At 73.6% G+C, this 16,550-nt stretch carries 15 protein-coding genes; 8 read left to right on the top strand and 7 right to left on the bottom strand.

All coding sequences use genetic code 11. From position 1 onward, the window contains the following. Positions 1-2: 2 nt before the first annotated feature. Both ACWA15_RS01595 and ACWA15_RS01590 read right to left on the bottom strand, forming a co-directional pair. Entirely contained in the window at positions 3-1,469 is a 1,467-nt protein-coding gene (locus ACWA15_RS01595) for an amidohydrolase family protein (RefSeq protein ID WP_464057598.1), read from the bottom strand. After that, positions 1,466-2,476 (bottom strand): MBL fold metallo-hydrolase, encoded by a 1,011-nt coding sequence (locus ACWA15_RS01590; RefSeq protein WP_464057596.1) that lies wholly within the window; start codon positions 2,474-2,476, stop codon positions 1,466-1,468. Before ACWA15_RS01590 ends, ACWA15_RS01595 begins: the two co-directional genes overlap by 4 nt. Positions 2,477-2,584: 108 nt before the next feature. Here ACWA15_RS01590 and ACWA15_RS01585 point away from each other — a divergent pair, with 108 nt between their 5' ends. Genes ACWA15_RS01585 through ACWA15_RS01575 form a run of 3 tightly spaced genes read left to right on the top strand, consistent with a single transcriptional unit; the run spans position 2,585 to position 4,650 of the window. Then, complete coding sequence (locus tag ACWA15_RS01585) at positions 2,585-3,259, top strand: helix-turn-helix domain-containing protein (RefSeq protein WP_464057594.1); 675 nt, start codon at positions 2,585-2,587, stop codon at positions 3,257-3,259. Between the two features lie 51 nt (positions 3,260-3,310). Further along, positions 3,311-4,009: a pyridoxamine 5'-phosphate oxidase family protein gene (locus tag ACWA15_RS01580; RefSeq protein WP_464057592.1), complete on the top strand. Its 699-nt coding sequence runs from the start codon at positions 3,311-3,313 to the stop codon at positions 4,007-4,009. Between the two features lie 20 nt (positions 4,010-4,029). Further along, complete coding sequence (locus ACWA15_RS01575; protein WP_464057590.1) at positions 4,030-4,650, top strand: CG0192-related protein; 621 nt, start codon at positions 4,030-4,032, stop codon at positions 4,648-4,650. Between the two features lie 46 nt (positions 4,651-4,696). On the opposite strand, the gene ACWA15_RS01570 is transcribed toward ACWA15_RS01575, so the two are convergent. Beyond that, positions 4,697-6,448 carry an FAD-dependent oxidoreductase gene (locus tag ACWA15_RS01570; protein WP_464057588.1) on the bottom strand — a complete coding sequence of 584 codons (1,752 nt, stop codon included), beginning with the start codon at positions 6,446-6,448 and terminating at the stop codon, positions 4,697-4,699. A gap of 217 nt (positions 6,449-6,665) precedes the next feature. Here ACWA15_RS01570 and ACWA15_RS01565 point away from each other — a divergent pair, with 217 nt between their 5' ends. Both ACWA15_RS01565 and ACWA15_RS01560 read left to right on the top strand, forming a co-directional pair. Then, entirely contained in the window at positions 6,666-7,064 is a 399-nt protein-coding gene (locus tag ACWA15_RS01565; protein WP_464057586.1) for a hypothetical protein, read from the top strand. Positions 7,065-7,099: 35 nt separating this feature from the next. After that, on the top strand, positions 7,100-7,360 hold the full coding sequence (locus ACWA15_RS01560) for a metal-sensitive transcriptional regulator (RefSeq protein WP_464057584.1): 261 nt from the start codon (positions 7,100-7,102) through the stop codon (positions 7,358-7,360). 7 nt (positions 7,361-7,367) lie between these two features. On the opposite strand, the gene ACWA15_RS01555 is transcribed toward ACWA15_RS01560, so the two are convergent. The 4 genes from ACWA15_RS01555 to ACWA15_RS01540 form a co-directional block, all read right to left on the bottom strand. Continuing rightward, positions 7,368-8,333, bottom strand: a complete 966-nt coding sequence (locus ACWA15_RS01555) for an NAD-dependent epimerase/dehydratase family protein (protein WP_464059370.1) — start codon at positions 8,331-8,333, stop codon at positions 7,368-7,370. A gap of 8 nt (positions 8,334-8,341) precedes the next feature. Beyond that, on the bottom strand, positions 8,342-11,068 hold the full coding sequence (locus ACWA15_RS01550) for an alpha/beta fold hydrolase (protein ID WP_464059368.1): 2,727 nt from the start codon (positions 11,066-11,068) through the stop codon (positions 8,342-8,344). Positions 11,069-11,108: 40 nt separating this feature from the next. Next, positions 11,109-12,137, bottom strand: coding sequence for a 3-oxoacyl-ACP synthase III (locus ACWA15_RS01545; RefSeq protein WP_464057582.1), 1,029 nt, complete (start codon positions 12,135-12,137; stop codon positions 11,109-11,111). A 187-nt stretch (positions 12,138-12,324) separates the two neighbouring features. After that, positions 12,325-12,969, bottom strand: coding sequence for a GntR family transcriptional regulator (locus tag ACWA15_RS01540; RefSeq protein ID WP_464057580.1), 645 nt, complete (start codon positions 12,967-12,969; stop codon positions 12,325-12,327). 159 nt (positions 12,970-13,128) lie between these two features. Between ACWA15_RS01540 and ACWA15_RS01535 the strand changes: the two genes are divergently transcribed. Genes ACWA15_RS01535 through ACWA15_RS01525 form a run of 3 tightly spaced genes read left to right on the top strand, consistent with a single transcriptional unit; the run spans position 13,129 to position 16,516 of the window. Next, the gene (locus tag ACWA15_RS01535) at positions 13,129-14,694 is read left to right on the top strand and encodes an AtzH-like domain-containing protein (protein WP_464057578.1); all 1,566 of its coding nucleotides are present in this window, start codon (positions 13,129-13,131) and stop codon (positions 14,692-14,694) included. Then, positions 14,691-15,527 carry a cysteine hydrolase family protein gene (locus ACWA15_RS01530; protein ID WP_464057576.1) on the top strand — a complete coding sequence of 279 codons (837 nt, stop codon included), beginning with the start codon at positions 14,691-14,693 and terminating at the stop codon, positions 15,525-15,527. Before ACWA15_RS01535 ends, ACWA15_RS01530 begins: the two co-directional genes overlap by 4 nt. Continuing rightward, the gene (locus ACWA15_RS01525) at positions 15,524-16,516 is read left to right on the top strand and encodes a bile acid:sodium symporter family protein (RefSeq protein ID WP_464057574.1); all 993 of its coding nucleotides are present in this window, start codon (positions 15,524-15,526) and stop codon (positions 16,514-16,516) included. The genes ACWA15_RS01530 and ACWA15_RS01525 overlap by 4 nt, the downstream gene beginning before the upstream one ends. Positions 16,517-16,550: the final 34 nt, after the last annotated feature.

Genomic DNA, 16,550 nt, shown 5'->3' with positions numbered 1-16,550 from the left:
GATCACCTCACGTGCTCGAGGACGGGTCGGTCGGGAGTGCCGGCAGGGGCCTGGGAGGAGCGGGACGGGACGGCGCGGGTGGTGGTCGCAGGGTGGGTGCTGTGGATGGACTGGGCAGGCTGGGCCAGGGCGAGGGTCCGGGAGATCCGGGTGTCGGCGAGCACCCGGCCGCCGTGCACGACGACGCGTGCATCGACCGCGCCGGCGAGGACGTCGCCGAGGTCGACGTCCGGGACGAGGACGAGGTCGGCGGCCACCGGGACGGCCCCCACGACCGGGGCGCCGCCCGGGCCGGCGTCGAGCACCGCGGGGAGCCCGAGGACCGTCCGGGCACCGGTGGTCACCGCGGCGAGCGCCTCGACCGGGGTCAGGTGGCCGGCTGTGACGAGCAACGACGTCGTCTCGAAGGGGTCCGCCCGGCCGACCGGGTTGAACGGGTCGCGGAGGTTGTCGGCGCCGGCGGCGAGCGGGATGCCGGCGTCGAGGATCGCCCGCACCGCGGTCAGGCCGCGAGGCGCGAGGTGGGTGGCGTCCCAGCCCTGGAGGTAGAGGTTGGTGATCGGCAGGGTGACGATGCCCATCCCGGAGCGGGCGACGAGGTCGAGCACCGGGCGCAGCCGCTCGGGGGGCAGCGAGCCGAGGCGGACGCAGTGGCTCGCGGTGACCAGCTGGCCCAGGTCGCGGGCGATGACCTGGTGGGCGAGGTCGACGATGTCGAGGTCGTGCGCGCTGGTCTGCTCGTCGGTGTGCAGGTCGACGGGCAGCCCGGTGCGCTCGGCGAGGTCGAGCATGCGGGTGGTCTCGTGGTGCGGGTCGTCGGAGATGTGCGGGCAGCCGCCGATGACGTCGAGGCCGAGGCTGATCGCGTCCTCGATGACCGCGTCGGGGGTGTGCTGCCCGGCGAGGCCGACCACCTGGATGGTCATGACCCCGGCGAGCGCGTCGCGGACCGCGACGAGCGCCCTGAGCCCGCGCAGCGGGTCCCCGGTCAGCGGGAAGTCCACGTGGGTCCGGATGCTCGTGATCCCCTGGGAGACGTAGCGCTCGATGGCGCGGGTCGCCCGAGCTCGGATGTCGGCCTCGTCAATCGTGACGAGCAGTCCGCGCCACTGCTCGATGGCGGCAGCGAGGTCGTTCTGGGTGGTCCCGGAGAAGTAGTCGACCCGTTCCCCGCTGAGCGCCTTGTCGAGGTGGGCGTGCGGCTCCGAGGCCGCCGGGATCGCCCGCCAGCCGGTCGCGTCGAGCTCGACGCCGCCCGTGGCCACCGGCGCGGGGCTCGCGGGTCGCGGGGCGCCGGCCGGCAGCACGGCGGTGATCTGGCCACCGGCCACGAGCAGGTCCGTGAGCGTCCCGTCGACGAGGCGGACCGAGCGGATCGCGCTCACCTGCAGACCGGCAGTATGACCGGCGGCGTGAGGGGAACCGAGCGGGACGGTCCGGGTCACCGGGACGTGGGTGGGCTGATTCATGCGAGCTCCTTGCCGAGGTCGGCCGGGTGGTGGGCGACGCCGTCGGCCGGGTGCGAGGGTCGGGTGGGCGGCAGCAGCAGCGTGACGCCGTCGTGGGTGTGGCGGTCGACGGGGTGGCCGAGCAGGTCGTGCCCGGCCACCGGCCGGGTGCCGCCGTCGCGGGTGAGCGCCGCGGCCCGGGCGACCGCGGCGACGTACTCCGGGGGTTGCACCGCGAGCAGGTTGTGGGCGGTGAGCACCCGGGTGATCGGCAGCCCGGCGAGGAACGCGGTCGAGGCGGCGAAGGCCGGCAGGTCCGCGCCGTCGTTGTGCAGCCAGAAGGCCGCCGCGATGACGGTGTCCCCGGCGAGCAGGGCGCCGCTGCGCTCGTCGATGAGGACGAGGGAGTCGGGGCTGTGGCCCGGGGTGTGCCGCACGAGCAGGGACCGTCCGCCGAGGTCGATCCGCTCGCCGTCGTGCAGGGCGAGGGTGGGACGCACCGCGGGGACGTGCCAGGTGGAGGTGTCCGGCATGGGCCGCATCCGCGCGATCCCGCCCAGGACGAAGAAGTTCTGCGCGTCGAGCGCCTCGAAGCGCAGGTACTCGTCGTAGACCGCGGTCATGGCGGCCGCGTAGTCGCGCAGGAAGGCGGGGTCCGCCGCGCGGTGGGTGGCGCTCGCCGGGTCGACCGCACCGGGGTGGGCGGCGATCGCGACGAGCTGGAGCGCGTCGGCGTGGGCCACCAGGTCCGCGTTGCCGCCACGGTGGTCGACGTGGTCGTGGGAGCTGACCACCAGGAGCGGGGTGTCGGTGAGCGAGCGGACGACCTCTGAGATGGGGGCGAGGCCCAGGCCGGAGTCGAAGAGCAGCGCGCGGTCGGCACCCTGGACGAGGAAGGAGTTGACGTGCCCGGGCTCGGCGATGAGGGTCACGCCATCGCCGAGGTCCTCGACGTGGAACCAGGACGCGGCCGGGGCGCAGGAGGCCGGGGCCGTCTGACGCGGGTCCAGCTGGGCGGTGCGGGTCATGGTGGCCTCCTCCTGGTCCGTCGAAGTAATGTTGATGTGACTAACATTCAGAACGGTAGGCACCTACTGTTTCGCGCACGTAACCACCAGGAACCGGATGTGTGACCGATGACCTCAGGGACGAAAGACCCTGGCGGATTCCCTCCGCCACCCTCCACTGCTGCAGCCGACCTGGGCCTGGGGCAGGTCATCCGCGCCCGCCGGCACGCCCTCGGCCTGACCCTCGTCGAGGTGGCCACGGCGAGCGAGCTGTCCCACTCCTTCCTCAGCCAGCTCGAGCGTGGACGGGCCCGCCCATCCATGCGCTCGCTCTACCTCATCGCCCAGGCGCTCGGGACGACGCAGCAGTCGTTGCTCGCGGAGGCAGCCCCGCCGGGGACCGGGAGCACAGGGCTGAGCACGGGCCTGGTCGACGCCGGGTCGAGCCCCGCCCTGACCGTCCAGTCCGGCTCGGCGCGCCTGCTCAGCCACGTCGCGGACGGCGCGGACGTCACCGAGTTCGTCAACGTCCCCGATACCTTCGAGGGCTACTTCTCCCACGGCCGGCACGAGTTCGTCTACGTGGTCTCCGGTCACCTCGAGGTCGAGCTGAGCACCGTGGGCGACCTGACCGAGGCCGGCGACCCGGTCGCCGAGCGGCACTCGCTCTCGGCCCGCCAGAGCATCGGCTATCCCGGGTCGACCCGGCACCGCCACCGCCGGGTCGGCACCGAGGACTGCGTGATCCTCGTGGTCCACTCCGGGTCCGAGACCACCCCCGCCGGGGCGCCGCACACCCACTGATCCATCCCCCCACCAGCACGCACCGACACCGACCAGCGAAGGAGCCCGACCATGGCAGAGAACCGCACCTCAGGACCCGACGGCAGCATCACCGCGGGCACCGCGCCGCGCGAGGTGACCACGTCCGCGGACCCGCTCGGCACGCTCGCCGCGTGGGTCGCCGAGGCCGCGCAGGCCGGTTCCCCGAGCCCGCGCACCCTGACCCTCGCGACGGTCGGGCCCGACGGCGCGCCGCACGCGCGCACCGTCCTGAGCACCCTCATCACCTCCGAGCAGGTGCGCTTCCACTCCTCCGCCCCCACGACCAAGACCCGGGACCTGCGCGGGGACCCGCGGGCCAGCGCGGTGTTCTTCTGGCCCGAGATCGGCCGACAGGTGGTCCTGCACGGGACGGCGGTCGAGCTCGACGCGGCGACCTCCCAGGCGGCCTACCCCACCCGCCCGCGCCAGCTCCAGCTCGTCGCGTGGGCCTACGACGACGTGCTGACCGAGGCGGGCGACGGCGTGATCGACCCGGAGGTGGTCTCCGCCGAGGTGCCCACGAGCGCCGCGCACGTCGCCGAGCGGGTGGCCCACCACGCCGCCCGGCCGGCCGGCGATCTCCCCATGCCACCCTCGTGGACGACCGTCGCGTTCACCCCGACCCGGGTGGACCTGTGGCAGGGCGTGGGCCCGGACGTCGCAGCGCTCAAGACCCGGTACGACAAGGGCGCGGACGGGGCCTGGACACACATGGAGATCCTGCCCTGACCGCTCGGTAGAGTCAGGCCATGGCTCTCATCCACCGCGCGACGATCCGACCGACCAAGCTGGAGCTGCTCGAGACGTGGGCACCGGCCCAGCCGTGGTTCACGGGCGAGACCGGTGCTCACCTGACCCTCGTCGCCTCGTTCCGCTTCGACGACCCTGCCGGCGAGGTGGGCATCGAGACCCTGCTCGTACGGGCCGGTGACGGCCCGGTCCTGCAGATTCCGCTCACCTACCGCGGCGCGCCCCTCGAGGGCGGGGACGCGTGGCTGATCACGACGATGGAGCACTCGGTGCTCGGCCCCCGCTGGGTCTACGACGCCGTGGGCGATCCGGTCTACCGCGCCACGCTTGCCACCACCGTGCTCACCGGTGGTCGCGAGGCGGAACTGTTCGTCGAGTCCGACGGCGCCACGGTGCCGCGTGAGTCCACCGCCACGGTCGTGGGCAGCGGCTCCGGCGCGAACGCTCCCGTGCGCGAGGTGCACATCGACCTCGTGCGGGTGCTGGACTCCGGCACCCCGGACTCCGGCGCCCCCGACCTCCCGGTCACCGGCGGCTCCCGGACCGAGGTCCTGACCGGCACGTGGACCGATCAGGACCAGCGCTCCGCTCCCCGGGTCCTGGCCCGCGTGCGGGCCTGACCGACGCCGACGCCGTACCCGGCGCCGGCGCCGGCGCCGGCTGCGCTCAGGCTCCGACCGGCGCGAGCACCGACCCCGCCGCGACGGAGCGCCGGGCGAGCGTCCCGTCGCGCCAGGTGAGGTAGCCGCCGTCAAGGTTGACCACGTCGTAGCCGAGCTGGGTGAGCAGGCGCGCGGCCGTGTGCCCGCGCTGTCCCACCTGGCAGTGCACCACGACAGGGACCCCCGCGGGGATCTCGGCGCGGGCGCGGGCGCGCAGCTCGTCGAGCGGCACGTTGAGGGACGGCAGGACGTCGTCGCCGAGGGCACCTGCCACCTCGACGGTCCCCCGGGCGTGCTCGTCCGGGTTCCTCACATCGACGACGACCGCGCCCTGTTCCACGAGCACGTCGAGCTCGTGCCACTGGACGGTGCGGGTCTCCCCGCCGCGCAGGTTGTCGGCCACGTACCCGAGCATGTTGACCGGGTCCTTCGCCGAGCCGTACGCCGGGGCGTAGGCGAGCTCCAGGTCCGCGAGATCGGAGGCGGTGAGGCCGCCCATGATCGCGGTGGCCAGGACGTCGATCCGCTTGTCGACCCCGTCGCGGCCCACGCCCTGCGCCCCGAGGATGAGGTCGGTCTCGGGGTCGACGAGGAGCTTGAGGGCCATCGGTGAGGCACCCGGGTAGTACCCGGCGTGCTGGGCGGGGTGGGTGTGGATCGCCCGGTAGGGGCGCCCCTCGGCCTGCAGGCGCTTCTCGTTGCGTCCCACCGTCGCGGCGGTCAGGCCGAAGACGCCGACGACGGCGGTTCCCACGGACGCGCGCATAGCGGTCGCACGCCCGAGGATCACGTCGGCGACGTGGCGGCCGTGGCGGTTGGCGAGGTTGGCGAGCGGGATGAGCGTCGTGGGCGCGTCGGCGTCGCCGGCGGCGAGGGCGTCGCGCTTGGTGGCCGCGTCGCCCACGGCGAAGATGTCGCGGACCGAGGTGCGCAGCTCCTCGTCGACGAGGATGCCGCCGCGCGGGCCGGTCGCCGCGCCCGCGAGGACCGCGAGCTCGGTGTCGGGGCGAACCCCGATCGCGGCGACCACGAAGTCGGCCGGGACCTCGCCGAGGGGGTTGCCATGAGCGTCGGACAGCTCGACGGCGTCCGCGCTGACCGAGCTGACCTGGGCGGAGGTGCGCACGTCGACGCCGTTCGCCACGAGCTCCTGCTGGATGCGGATGGCCATCTCCGGGTCGAGCGGGGCGAGGACCTGGTCGGCCATCTCCACGAGGGTGACAGAGATGCCGCGGTGGACGAGGTTCTCCGCCACCTCGACCCCGACGAAGCCGCCACCGATGACCACGGCGGTGCGGGCCGGCGCTCCGGCCTCGCCTGCGCCGTTCATCGCGGCGACGAGCCGGTCGACGTCGGACACGTCGCGCAGCACGAGGGCGCGGTCCATGCCCGGTGCGGGCGGGACGAAGGGCCGGGCGCCGGGGCTGAGCACGAGGTGGTCGTAGGACTCGACGGAGTGCTCGCCTGTCGTGAGGTCGTGGACCGTGACGGTGTGCGCCACGGAGTCGACGTCGGTCACGCGGTGCAGGACGCGCACGTCGAGACGGAAGCGGGCAGCGAGGGACTCGGGCGTCTGCAGGAGCAGCGACTCTCGGTCCTCGATGACTCCACCGGCGTAGTACGGCAGCCCGCAGTTCGCGAACGAGACGTGCGCTCCGGCCTCAAGGACCACGATCTGGGCGTCCTCGGACAGCCTGCGAAGACGGGTGGCTGCGGACATGCCGGCAGCGACTCCTCCGACGATGACGATCTTCATGTGTTCTCCTTCTAGGTTTGTGCCAACTATACCCCCCGGGGTATAGTTGGCGTCAACGCACCACCCCCGACACGAGGAGAACCACCATGTGCAGTCCCGCCCGTTGCGCCACCTGCCGCAAGATCACCTGGACCGGCTGCGGCATGCACGCCGACGAGGTCCTCGCCCAGTTCGACCCCGCCGAGCGATGCACCTGCCCGTGACCCATGAGAGCACGATGCCCGTCGAGAGCGCCCTGCCCGTCCGGGCAGGGCGCCCGACGTGGGGGCGGCGCCGGTTCCTCGCCGCCACCGCCCTCCTGCCCGCCGTGCTCGCCCTGCTCGTCACCTCCGGTGGCGGATGGACCGCGGCCGCCACCCCGGTCTGGCTCGTGCTGCTCGCCGTGGCGGCTGCGGTGAGCGCGCTCACCCTCGCGAGCTACGTCCCTGACCGCGGCCAGGCCTGGCGGGACACCCTCGGGTGCTCGCCGTGCGCCGCGCTCTCGGGCGGAACCGTGCTCGCTGCGGCGTTCCTGCTGAGCACTGCGCCGCACCAGGTCGCGACGGCGCTCCCCGCCGTGGCGATCGTCCTGTTCGGGCTCGTGCAGCGCTCTGGGCAGTCCACGTGTTCGACCTGATTCCGGCCGCCAGCGGACCGGTGAGAGGAGGGGGCATGAACCTCGACAAGGCTGAGATGAAGAAGGTCTCCAACCGGCTCAAGCGGGCCCAGGGGCAGCTGGCCGCGGTCGTGCGGATGGTCGACGAGGGCAGTGACTGCGCCGACCTCGTCGTGCAGCTCTCGGCGGTCTCCAAGGCCTTGGACCGGGCCGGGTTCGCGATCATCGCCTCAGGGCTGAAGGAGTGCCTGACCGACACCGCGACCGGCCCCGCCGACGTCGAGAAGCTCGAGAAGCTCTTCCTCACCCTGGCGTAGGCGCCCGTCAGCGGTAGCTGTCCGCCAGTCGCGCGAAGCCCTCGTCGAGGGACACCGCGGGCGTCCAGTCGAGATCGCGGCGGGTCCGGCGCTGGTCGAACCAGTGCGCGGTGGAGAGCTGCTCGGCGAGGAACCGCGTCATCGGCGGCTCGTCGGCCCCGGGACGGACCGCCCACACCTTCTCGATCGCACCGCCGGCCGCGCGCGCCAGGCCCGCCGGGACCGTCCACCGCGGCGCCGGGACACCCGCGGCCAGGCAGATCCCCTCGATGAGCTCGGCGACCATCCGCGGCTCCCCGTTGGTCACCACGTACGCGTTGCCGTGCACGACGTCGACCCGGCGCAGCGCCGCGAGGATCGCCGAGGCGGCGTTGTCGACGTAGGTGGAGTCGATGAGCGCGGTGCCGTCCCCGAGCAGCGGCAACCGTCCCGCTCGCGCCCGATCGACGATCCGGTCGACGAGCTGGGGGTCCCCCGGCCCCCACACGATGTGCGGGCGGACGGCGACGACCCGCAGGTCACCAGAGTCCGCCGCCAGCGCCACGAGCTCGGCCTCAGCCTTGGTCCGGGCGTAGTCGCCGCGGGCGCGAGCGGGGTCCGCCGGGGCGGCGTCGTCGCCGATGATCGAGTCCCCGGCATGGGCCACCGACGGCGAGGACACCTGGACGAAGCGTCCGGCGCCGAGGCGGCGGGCAGCCTTCAGCATGTTCTCGGTCCCGGCGACGTTGACCGCGGTGAAGTCCGCCCGGTCCCCCGCCAGGGACACCTTCGCCGCGAGATGCACGACGGCGTCCATGCCGCGCACCGCGCGGTCCACGTCGCCGGCATCGGTCACCGAACCGAGCACGTCCTGGGCCCCGGGCACCCCGCTGGGTCGCCGCTGGAAGGTGCGGACCTCGTGCCCGGCGGCCAGCGCCTGCTCGACGACCGTCCGGCCGAGGAACCCGCTCGCGCCCGTGATCAGGACCTTCATCGCGCCGGTCACGGCAGCCGCCGGGTGGCGGAGGTCGGCCGGCGCAGGCGACCGCCGGCCAGCGCGTCCCCGGCCCAGCCGGACAGGTACGCGCGGTCGATCTTGGAGTTGTGCCGCACGTCCGTGGGCAGGGTGGGCACCACGAGGACCGCGGCGATCGGCTCGCGACTGGCCGCGCGCACCGCACCGGCCAGCGCGCTCGAGGCCCGCCGTACCGTGCGCACCGCCGGGGTGGTCTCCACGACGGCGACGAGCTGCTGGGTCCCGAGGGGCCCGACGCCGACCACGGCCGCGCGCGCCACACCGGCGAGCGCCTCGATGTCCTGCTCGAGGCCGACCGGGGTCACCACACCCGCCGCGGTGACCATCACGTGGGCGAGGCGCCCTTCGATCCACAGCCGACCGGCGTCGTCCAGGTGCCCGACGTCGCCGGTGCGGTGCCAGCGCTCGTCCGCTCCGGTGCCGCGCGCGCTGGCCCGGTTGGTCAGCCACAGCCGGTCGTAGTGGTCCTTGAGGTGCGGCGCGGACGCCACGACCTCCCCGGTCACCCCGGGGACCTCGCTGGGGACGCCGGTGGCCTGTCCGTCGGCGTCGAGCGCGCTGATGAGCACCCGCGCCGGACCGGTCGGCGTGCCGACGCACACCCCGAGGCTGTGCCCGGCGGCCTCGGAGAGCGCCCGGGCCGCGGCGATGCCCTCGCCCGAGATGTCGGTGAGCAGCAGACCCTCGGTCATGCCGTAGGGCGTGTGCCCCTTCGCTCCCGGCAGGAGCGCCTCGATGGCGCGGAGCAGCGTCTCCGAGATCGGCGCGCCGGCGGAGAGGAAGGTGCGGACCCCGGCGAGGGCGGCGTGGTCGTCGGCGGTGAGCTCACCGGCGGTCGCCACGACGTTGGTGATCGCGGCGGGTGAGAGGAAGACGACCGTCGCGTCCGCGGCGGCGACCGCCGCGGCCACCCCGCGTGCGGTGAGCGTGCGCGGTGCGGTCACGTCCATGTCGGGGGTCACCGACCGGGTCCCCAGCGCCGGGCCGAGCAGCGCGAACGGAGCGAACCCGGCCACCAGGCCGGTGCCGACGCCGACGTCGTACTGGGCGCAGAGCACGTCCCGGACCGCGCACAGCTGGGCGTGGGTGTAGACCACGCCCTTGGCCGGGCCGGTCGAGCCGGAGGTGAAGAGGATCGCTGCGGTGTCGCCGGGCAGCGGCGCGGGCGGCAGGATCGGGTGGGAGCCCGCCCCGGAACCGGGTCCCGCCCCGAACGCGGCGATCTCGGGGAGGGTGTGCACGACGCCGAGGGCGCGCCGCATGGTCGGGGCCAGGTCGACGGCCGAGATCTTCTGGCCGGGCCAGCCGAGCGCACGGGCGGCCGCCAGGCCGGGCAGCCCGCCGATGACGTGGTCGGGCCACGCCCCGCGCACGGCGCGGGTGAGCCCGCGGACGCCGAGCCCGGCGTCGGCCACGACGACGACCGCGCCGATCCGCAGGCAGGCGTAGAGCACGGCGGTGAGGTCGGCGCCGGGCTGGACGAGCAGGGAGACCCGGTCGCCGTGGCGGACACCGACCGCGGACAGGCCCGCGGCGATCTCGGTGACCCGCCGGGACAGCAGGCGCCAGCTCACGGTGCGCGGGGCCGGGCCCGACGCCGGCGCCATCTCGACGAGCGCGGTGTCCGTGGAGGCGCTGAACGCGTCGAGGTAGTCCCACATCGGCCGCAGGTCGGATGACCACTGGGCGGGTGCCTCTGACGGGGCGCCGGACGCCGCGAGACCGGGGACGTCCGTGGCCTCCAGGCGCACCCCGTCGAGCCAGGTGAGCACCGCGGCGGCGTAGTCGACGTCTTCGGCGACGAGGTGACCGGCGCCTTCGAACCGGTGGACGTCCGCGTGGGGCAGTCGGCCGACGAGGTCGTCGAGATAGCGGTCGCTGAAGATCGGGTCGCGCGGACCCCACAGCAGGAGGGCGGGCACGTCGAGGGACTCCAGGCCGTCGGCGATGCGGTCGAGCTCCGCGCGGGAGGGGTGACCGGCGTCGACCGGGATGTCGGCGACGAAGCCGCCGATGCCACCGCGGCGCGCGGCGCCGGAGTACGGGGCGCGGAAGGCGTCCTTGACCTCGCGGCTCAGCGGCGGGTGCGCCAGCGCGAGCGTGGTCTCCAGGAACCCGGGCGTGCGCACGGTCGCCGCGCCGAGGACCGCCGGGCGCAGCGCGAGGCGCAGCGGCGCCGGGATGGGCTCGCCGGCGGGCTGGTGCACGGCCGTGTTGAGCAGCATGAGGGCGCGCAGCTGGTCGGGGTGGTCGAGCGCCCAGCCGGCGGAGACGACGCCGCCCCAGTCGTGCCCGAGGGTGACGACCGGCCCGGTGAGGCCCAGGTGCGCGGTGAGCGCGCCGAGGTCGCGGACGCGTTGCGGGAGGCCGCGCTGTACCCCGGTGCGGTCGGAGAAGCCCATGTCGAGCTGGTCGACGGCGATCACCCGCCAGGCGGTCCCGCTCGGTCCGGCGGCTGCGGCCTGCTCGGTCGCGGCGCTGACCAGCCTGCGCCACAGGTAGGACCACGTGGGGTTGCCGTGCACGCAGAGGATGGTCCCGACCGGGGTCACCCCCAGGTCGGCCAGCTGGGCGGCGTTGTCGAGCAGGTGCCACGTGCGGTCCGGCTCGCCGCCGGTCGCGGGCACGGTCACCAGGTGGGAGAGAGCCGGGTCGAGGCCGTCGAGGCCGCGCGGGGGCAGCGCCGCCGGCATCAGGATCGACGCCGCGGCAGGAAGGGGGGTCACCGGCCCGTCACCACGCGATCTCCATCATGGCGGTGTTCAGACCTGAGCCCACGCCCATGAGCAGCACCCGGTCCCCGGGGGAGAGCGTCGCGGCCTCCCGGGACAAGGTGATCGGGATCGACGCCGGCCCGACGTTGCCGTAGTGGGAGTACGTGACCGGCACCTTGGACGCGTCGAGCCCGGCCGCCTTGACGATCGCGTCGGTGTGCACGGACGACACCTGGTGGAGGATGTAGCGGTCCATCGAGGACCAGTTCCAGTCCTTCTTGGCCTCCTGCCACGCGGCCACCACCAGCTCCATGCCGCCCTTGAGCAGCGCCTTGGCGTCGGTGTACATCCCGTTGACCGAGCCCACGCAGAGGTCGTTGAACTGGGTGGCCGCGCGGGTCACGCCGCCGAGGATGCGGTGGCCCGAGGCGTGCAGGTCGGCGGGTCCGAGCAGCGCGGCGGCGGCCCCCGAGCCCAGGGTCAGGCTCGCGAACTCGTTCATGAACTCCTTGCGCGTGATGCCCGGACGGTTGAGCCGCTCGATCGTGTTGTCCTGGATCTCGTCGGCGTCCTCGCCGTTGATGATCATCGCGTAGCGGACCTGGCCGGAGTCGATGAGCTGGGCGGCCAGGGTCATCCCGTTGACGAAGCCGAGGCAGGCGTTGGCGATGTCGAAGTTGATCGCCGAGGAGGGCAGGCCCAGCCCGTGGTGCATGCGCACGGCGACGGACGGTTCGAGGTGCTTGCGGGTGACCGAGGTGTTGATGAGCAGACCGACTTCGGAGGCATCGATGCCCGCCTCCGCGAGGGCCTTCTCACCGGCCTCGATCGCGGCGGTCTCGAAGGTCTGCCCCTCGCCCCAGTTGCGGCGTTCGGTGATCCCGGCGACGCGTTGCAGCAGGCCCGTGGGCAGGCGGAGGCGCTTGAGCGTCGCCGCCAGGCGTGACTCGATCTCTGCCGACGTGGTGATGCGGTCCGCCAGCGTCGTGGCGAGGGACAGCAGGGCCACATTGTGGTGGACCGACGTTGCGTTGCCGTTCACGTGCATCCCCTAGTTCACCCGAGCTGGTCGCGGTACCAGCGCACAATCGTTTCACCTACCGGGCGATCCTGCGCACTCGTCCGCGGACGGGACGTTACCAAGGCGTGGAGGTTTCGTGCGACTCGCCCCATCCTCGGGGCACATTCGGTGGTCAGAGCCACCCGTGACGGCCCCAGCCAGCGCTCTGCCTGCTTCAGCAGTCGGCCGATCCGCGCAGCGTCGTCCGCCGCGACCGCGCGATGTGCTCGACCATGAGGTCCCGAGCGCGACCGGAGTCGCGGTCGACGATCGCGCGGACGATCTCGGCGTGCTCGGCCCAGGACGAGGGGGCCCGGGTCTCAACCGTCCCGCGGTAGATCCAGGCGATCTTCCCGGAGATCTGGTTGAACAGCGACACGAGCATGGGGCTCGCGCTGGCCTGGGCGATCGCCCGGTGCAGGTCCGTGTTCAGCTGGGGCAGCAGCTCGGTGCGCCCCTGCGCGAGGGAGTCCTGCCCCGCCGCGAGGATCGAGCGCAGCGCGCGCAGGCCCTCAGGGGTGATCTCGAGCGCGGCACGGGCCGCCGTCAGGCCCTCGACCGTCGTGCGCACCGTGAACAGGTCACGGGCATCCTGTTCGCCGATCACCGCGACCGACCGGACCCGCGGACGGTCCGCGGCGATGAAGCCCTCACCCTCGAGCATCCGCAGCGCCTCGCGGACCGGCACCCGGGAGACGCCGTAGCGCTCGCTCAGGCGCGCCTCGGTCAGCCGCTCCCCGGGCTCGAGGTGCCCGTCGATGATGTCCTGACGGAGCAGGTGGGTCACCTGTCCGACGAGGTTGACCGGTGGTGTGCTCATGCCGCCCCACCCTAGCCGCTCAGGTATACATCGACCAGACCCACCAGCCCCTATCCGCGCGTCCCGCGGACTCGAAAACTGCCTGAAACATCGTTCGTATACATTGCAGGGAGATGCTTGCGCACGACCATCCGTCCCGGCCACCCAGGAGGACCCCCGATGTCAGCCCCCCACGCGCAGCTCCTGCGGGCCTTCTGGAGCTATGAGCAGGCGCTCATGACCAACGACGTCCCCGCCCTCGACGCCGTCTTCGCCGAGTCCCCGGCGACGATCCGCAGCGACGGCGGGACCACGCTCGTCGGGCACGCGCAGATCGCGGCGTTCCGCGCCGGACGTCCACCCGTCCCGGCGCGCCGGCTGACCCGGGTGCACGTGCGCGAGGTCGACGACACGACCGCGGTCGTCGTCGCCGAGTCCGTCCGTGCCGACGGCGGCACCGGGGTGCAGACCCAGATCTGGTCGCTCGGCACCGACTGGCAGGTCACCACCGCGCACGTCTCCCTCGCTCCCCCGCCCCCCACCCCTCATCTGCCCGACGACGCCGACCTCGCCGCCATCTGGCGGGTCACCGCGGACGGCGCCGCGCCCCCCTTCCCCGCGCCCCCGCTCCCCGACGGTCCGCTCGCTGGCCTCACCGTCGCCGTCAAGGACCTCTACGCGGTCGCCGGCCAGCGGGTCGGCGCCGGGAACCCCGCCTGGCTCGCCGACGCGCCGGTCGAGACCACCTCTGCCTGGGCGGTCACCGCCCTGGTCGAGCGCGGCGCGCGGATCGCGGGCATCGCCCAGACCGATGAGCTCGCCTTCTCCCTGGCCGGCACGAACGTCCACTACGGCACCCCGCCCAACGTGGCGGCACCGGGCACGATCACCGGCGGGTCCACGAGCGGTCCCGCCGCCGCGGTCGCCGCCGGTCTCGCCGACGTCGCGCTCGGCACCGACACCGCCGGGTCGGTGCGCGTCCCTGCGTCCTACTGCGGCCTCTACGGCCTGCGCACCACGCACGACGCCGTCCCTCGGGACGGGTTGGTCGGCCTGGCTCCGTCCTTCGACACCGTCGGTGTGCTCACCCGGACCGTCGGGCACCTCGCCGCGGCCGCCGACGCCCTGCTCCCCGCCCAGGCCGTCGCGGCGGTCACCCGGATCGTCGTCGTCCCGGCGCTCATGGACCTCGCCCAGCCGGCCGTGCAGGACGCCGCCGAGGCGGCGCTGCTGGCCCTCACGCTGCGGGCCGGGGCCGGGGTGCAGACGGTGACCGAGATCGGACCGGGCGCCCTCGAGGCCTGGTTCACCGCCTTCCGCACCGTCCAGCAGGCCGAGGGGTGGGCCCTGCACGGAGGATTCGTGGCGAGCCACCCGGGCGCCTTCGAGGCTGCCGTCGAGGCCCGGTTCCTCGCCGGCGCGCAGATCACCCCCGCAGAGCTGGAGAGTGCACGCACGGTCCTCACCCAGGCCCGCACGACGCTGACCTCCCTGCTCCCGGCCGGGACCGTGCTCGCCCTGCCGAGCACGTCGAGCCCCGCTCCGCGGGTCGACACCGGGGTGATCGAGATCGACCTCATCCGCGCCGCGACCCTGCGCCTGACCTGCCTGGCCAGCCTCGCCGGGCTCCCCGCCCTGTCGATACCGACCCCGCGGGTGGGCACCGCGCCGGTCGGGCTGTGCCTGGTCGCCGGGCCCGGGCAGGACCGCACCCTCGTCGAACTCGTCTCCGGAGGATCCCTGTGAACGCCCTGGACCAGCAGGACCCTCGCCCGCCCCACGCCGACCGCACGTCGCGGAACGCCTGGACCCTCTCCTCCGAGGCCGCCGACCTGCGCCGCCCTGCCCGCAGCTCCCGTCCCGTCGAGGTCGACGCCGCCCCGCAGCGCCTGACGATCGACCTCTCGCGCACCGCGGTCGTCGTCGTCGACATGCAGAACGACTTCTGCCACCCTGACGGGTGGCTCGCCGGGATCGGCGTCGACGTCACGGCCGCCCGCGGGCCCATCCCGGTGCTGACCTCCCTGCTGCCCGCGCTGCGCGCGCACGACGTGCCGGTGGTCTGGCTCAACTGGGGCAACCGGCCCGACCGCGCGAACCTGCCACCCGGAGTGCTGCACGTCTACGACCCGGCCGGGACCGGTGTCGGGATCGGGTCGCCGGCCAACGCCGCCGGCACCGCGGTCCTCGAAGCCGGCTCATGGTCCGCCAGGACCGTCGACGAGCTCGCCGCCGCGCCCGGGGACGTCCACGTGGACAAGTACCGGATGAGCGGGTTCACCGACACCCCGCTCGACTCCATCCTGCGCGGGCTGCGCGTGGACACCGTGCTGTTCGCGGGCGTCAACGCCGACCAGTGTGTGCTCTCCACCCTCATGGACGCCGCCAACATCGGCTACGACGTCGTCCTCCTCGAAGACGCCGTCGCCACCACCTCACCACAGTTCTGCATGGACGCGACCGTCTACACGGTGCGTCAGTGCTTCGGGTTCACCGCTCACACCTCCGACCTGCTGGCTGCCCTGCCCAGCGAGGCGGGCGGCGAGGCGGCCGGCGGCACGCTCGGGGCAGACCGATGAGCGGCGCGCGGCGCCTGGTCGCCCGGGTCGACCCGTTCATCGCCGCGCTGCTGGCCGCCGTCGTCGTCGCCTCGCTGCTGCCCGCCCGCGGCGTGGCGGCCCAGGTGCTCGAGTACGCCGTCGTCATCGCGGTGGGATGGCTGTTCTTCCTCTACGGGGTGCGCCTGCCGACCAAGGAAGCGGTCAACGCGCTGCGCGACTGGCGCCTGCACGGGACCGTGCTCGCGGTGACCTTCGTCGTCTTCCCGGTGCTCGGTCTGCTCACCCAGCTGCTGCCGGACTCGGTGATCCCGACCGACCTCGCCCACGGGCTGCTCTTCCTCTCCCTGCTGCCCTCGACCGTGCAGTCCTCGATCGCCTTCACCTCGATCGCCCGCGGCAACGTCGCCGGCGCCGTGGTGGCGGCCTCCTTCTCCAACCTCGCCGGGGTGCTGCTCACCCCGATCCTCGTCGCCGTGCTGCTCGGAGGGACGGTCGGGTTCTCGGCGGACTCGATCGGCAAGATCGCCCTCCAGCTGCTCGCCCCCTTCGTCGTCGGGCAGCTGCTGCGGCGCTGGATGGCGCCCTGGGTCCTGGCGCACAAGCGGCTGACGATGTTCAGCGACCGCGGCTCGGTCGTCCTCGTCGTGTACTCCGCCTTCAGCCAGGGCGTCGTCGACGGGATCTGGACCACCGTCTCGATCGCCTCGATCGTCGTGGTCGCGGTGGTGTGCGCGGCTCTGCTCGCCTCGGTGCTGGGGATCACGACGTTCCTGGGCCGGCGCTTCGGCTTCTCCCGCGCCGACCGCGTGGTGCTGCTCATGTGCGGGTCGAAGAAGTCCCTCGCGACCGGCATCCCGATGGCGACCGTCCTGCTGCCCGCCGCGAGCGTCGGCCTCATGGTGCTGCCGCTGATGATCTTCCACCAGATCCAGCTGCTCGTCGGTGCGGTCATCGCCCGGAGGATGGGCGACGCCGCCGAGCCCGAGCCCGCCGTCACGCCCGTCTGAATTGGCCGGATTGCGGCGCTACGGCACCGCCATG

The organism is Sanguibacter sp. TS_SC_8, from assembly GCF_055361235.1.
This window is presented reverse-complemented; position numbering and strand designations above follow the sequence as displayed.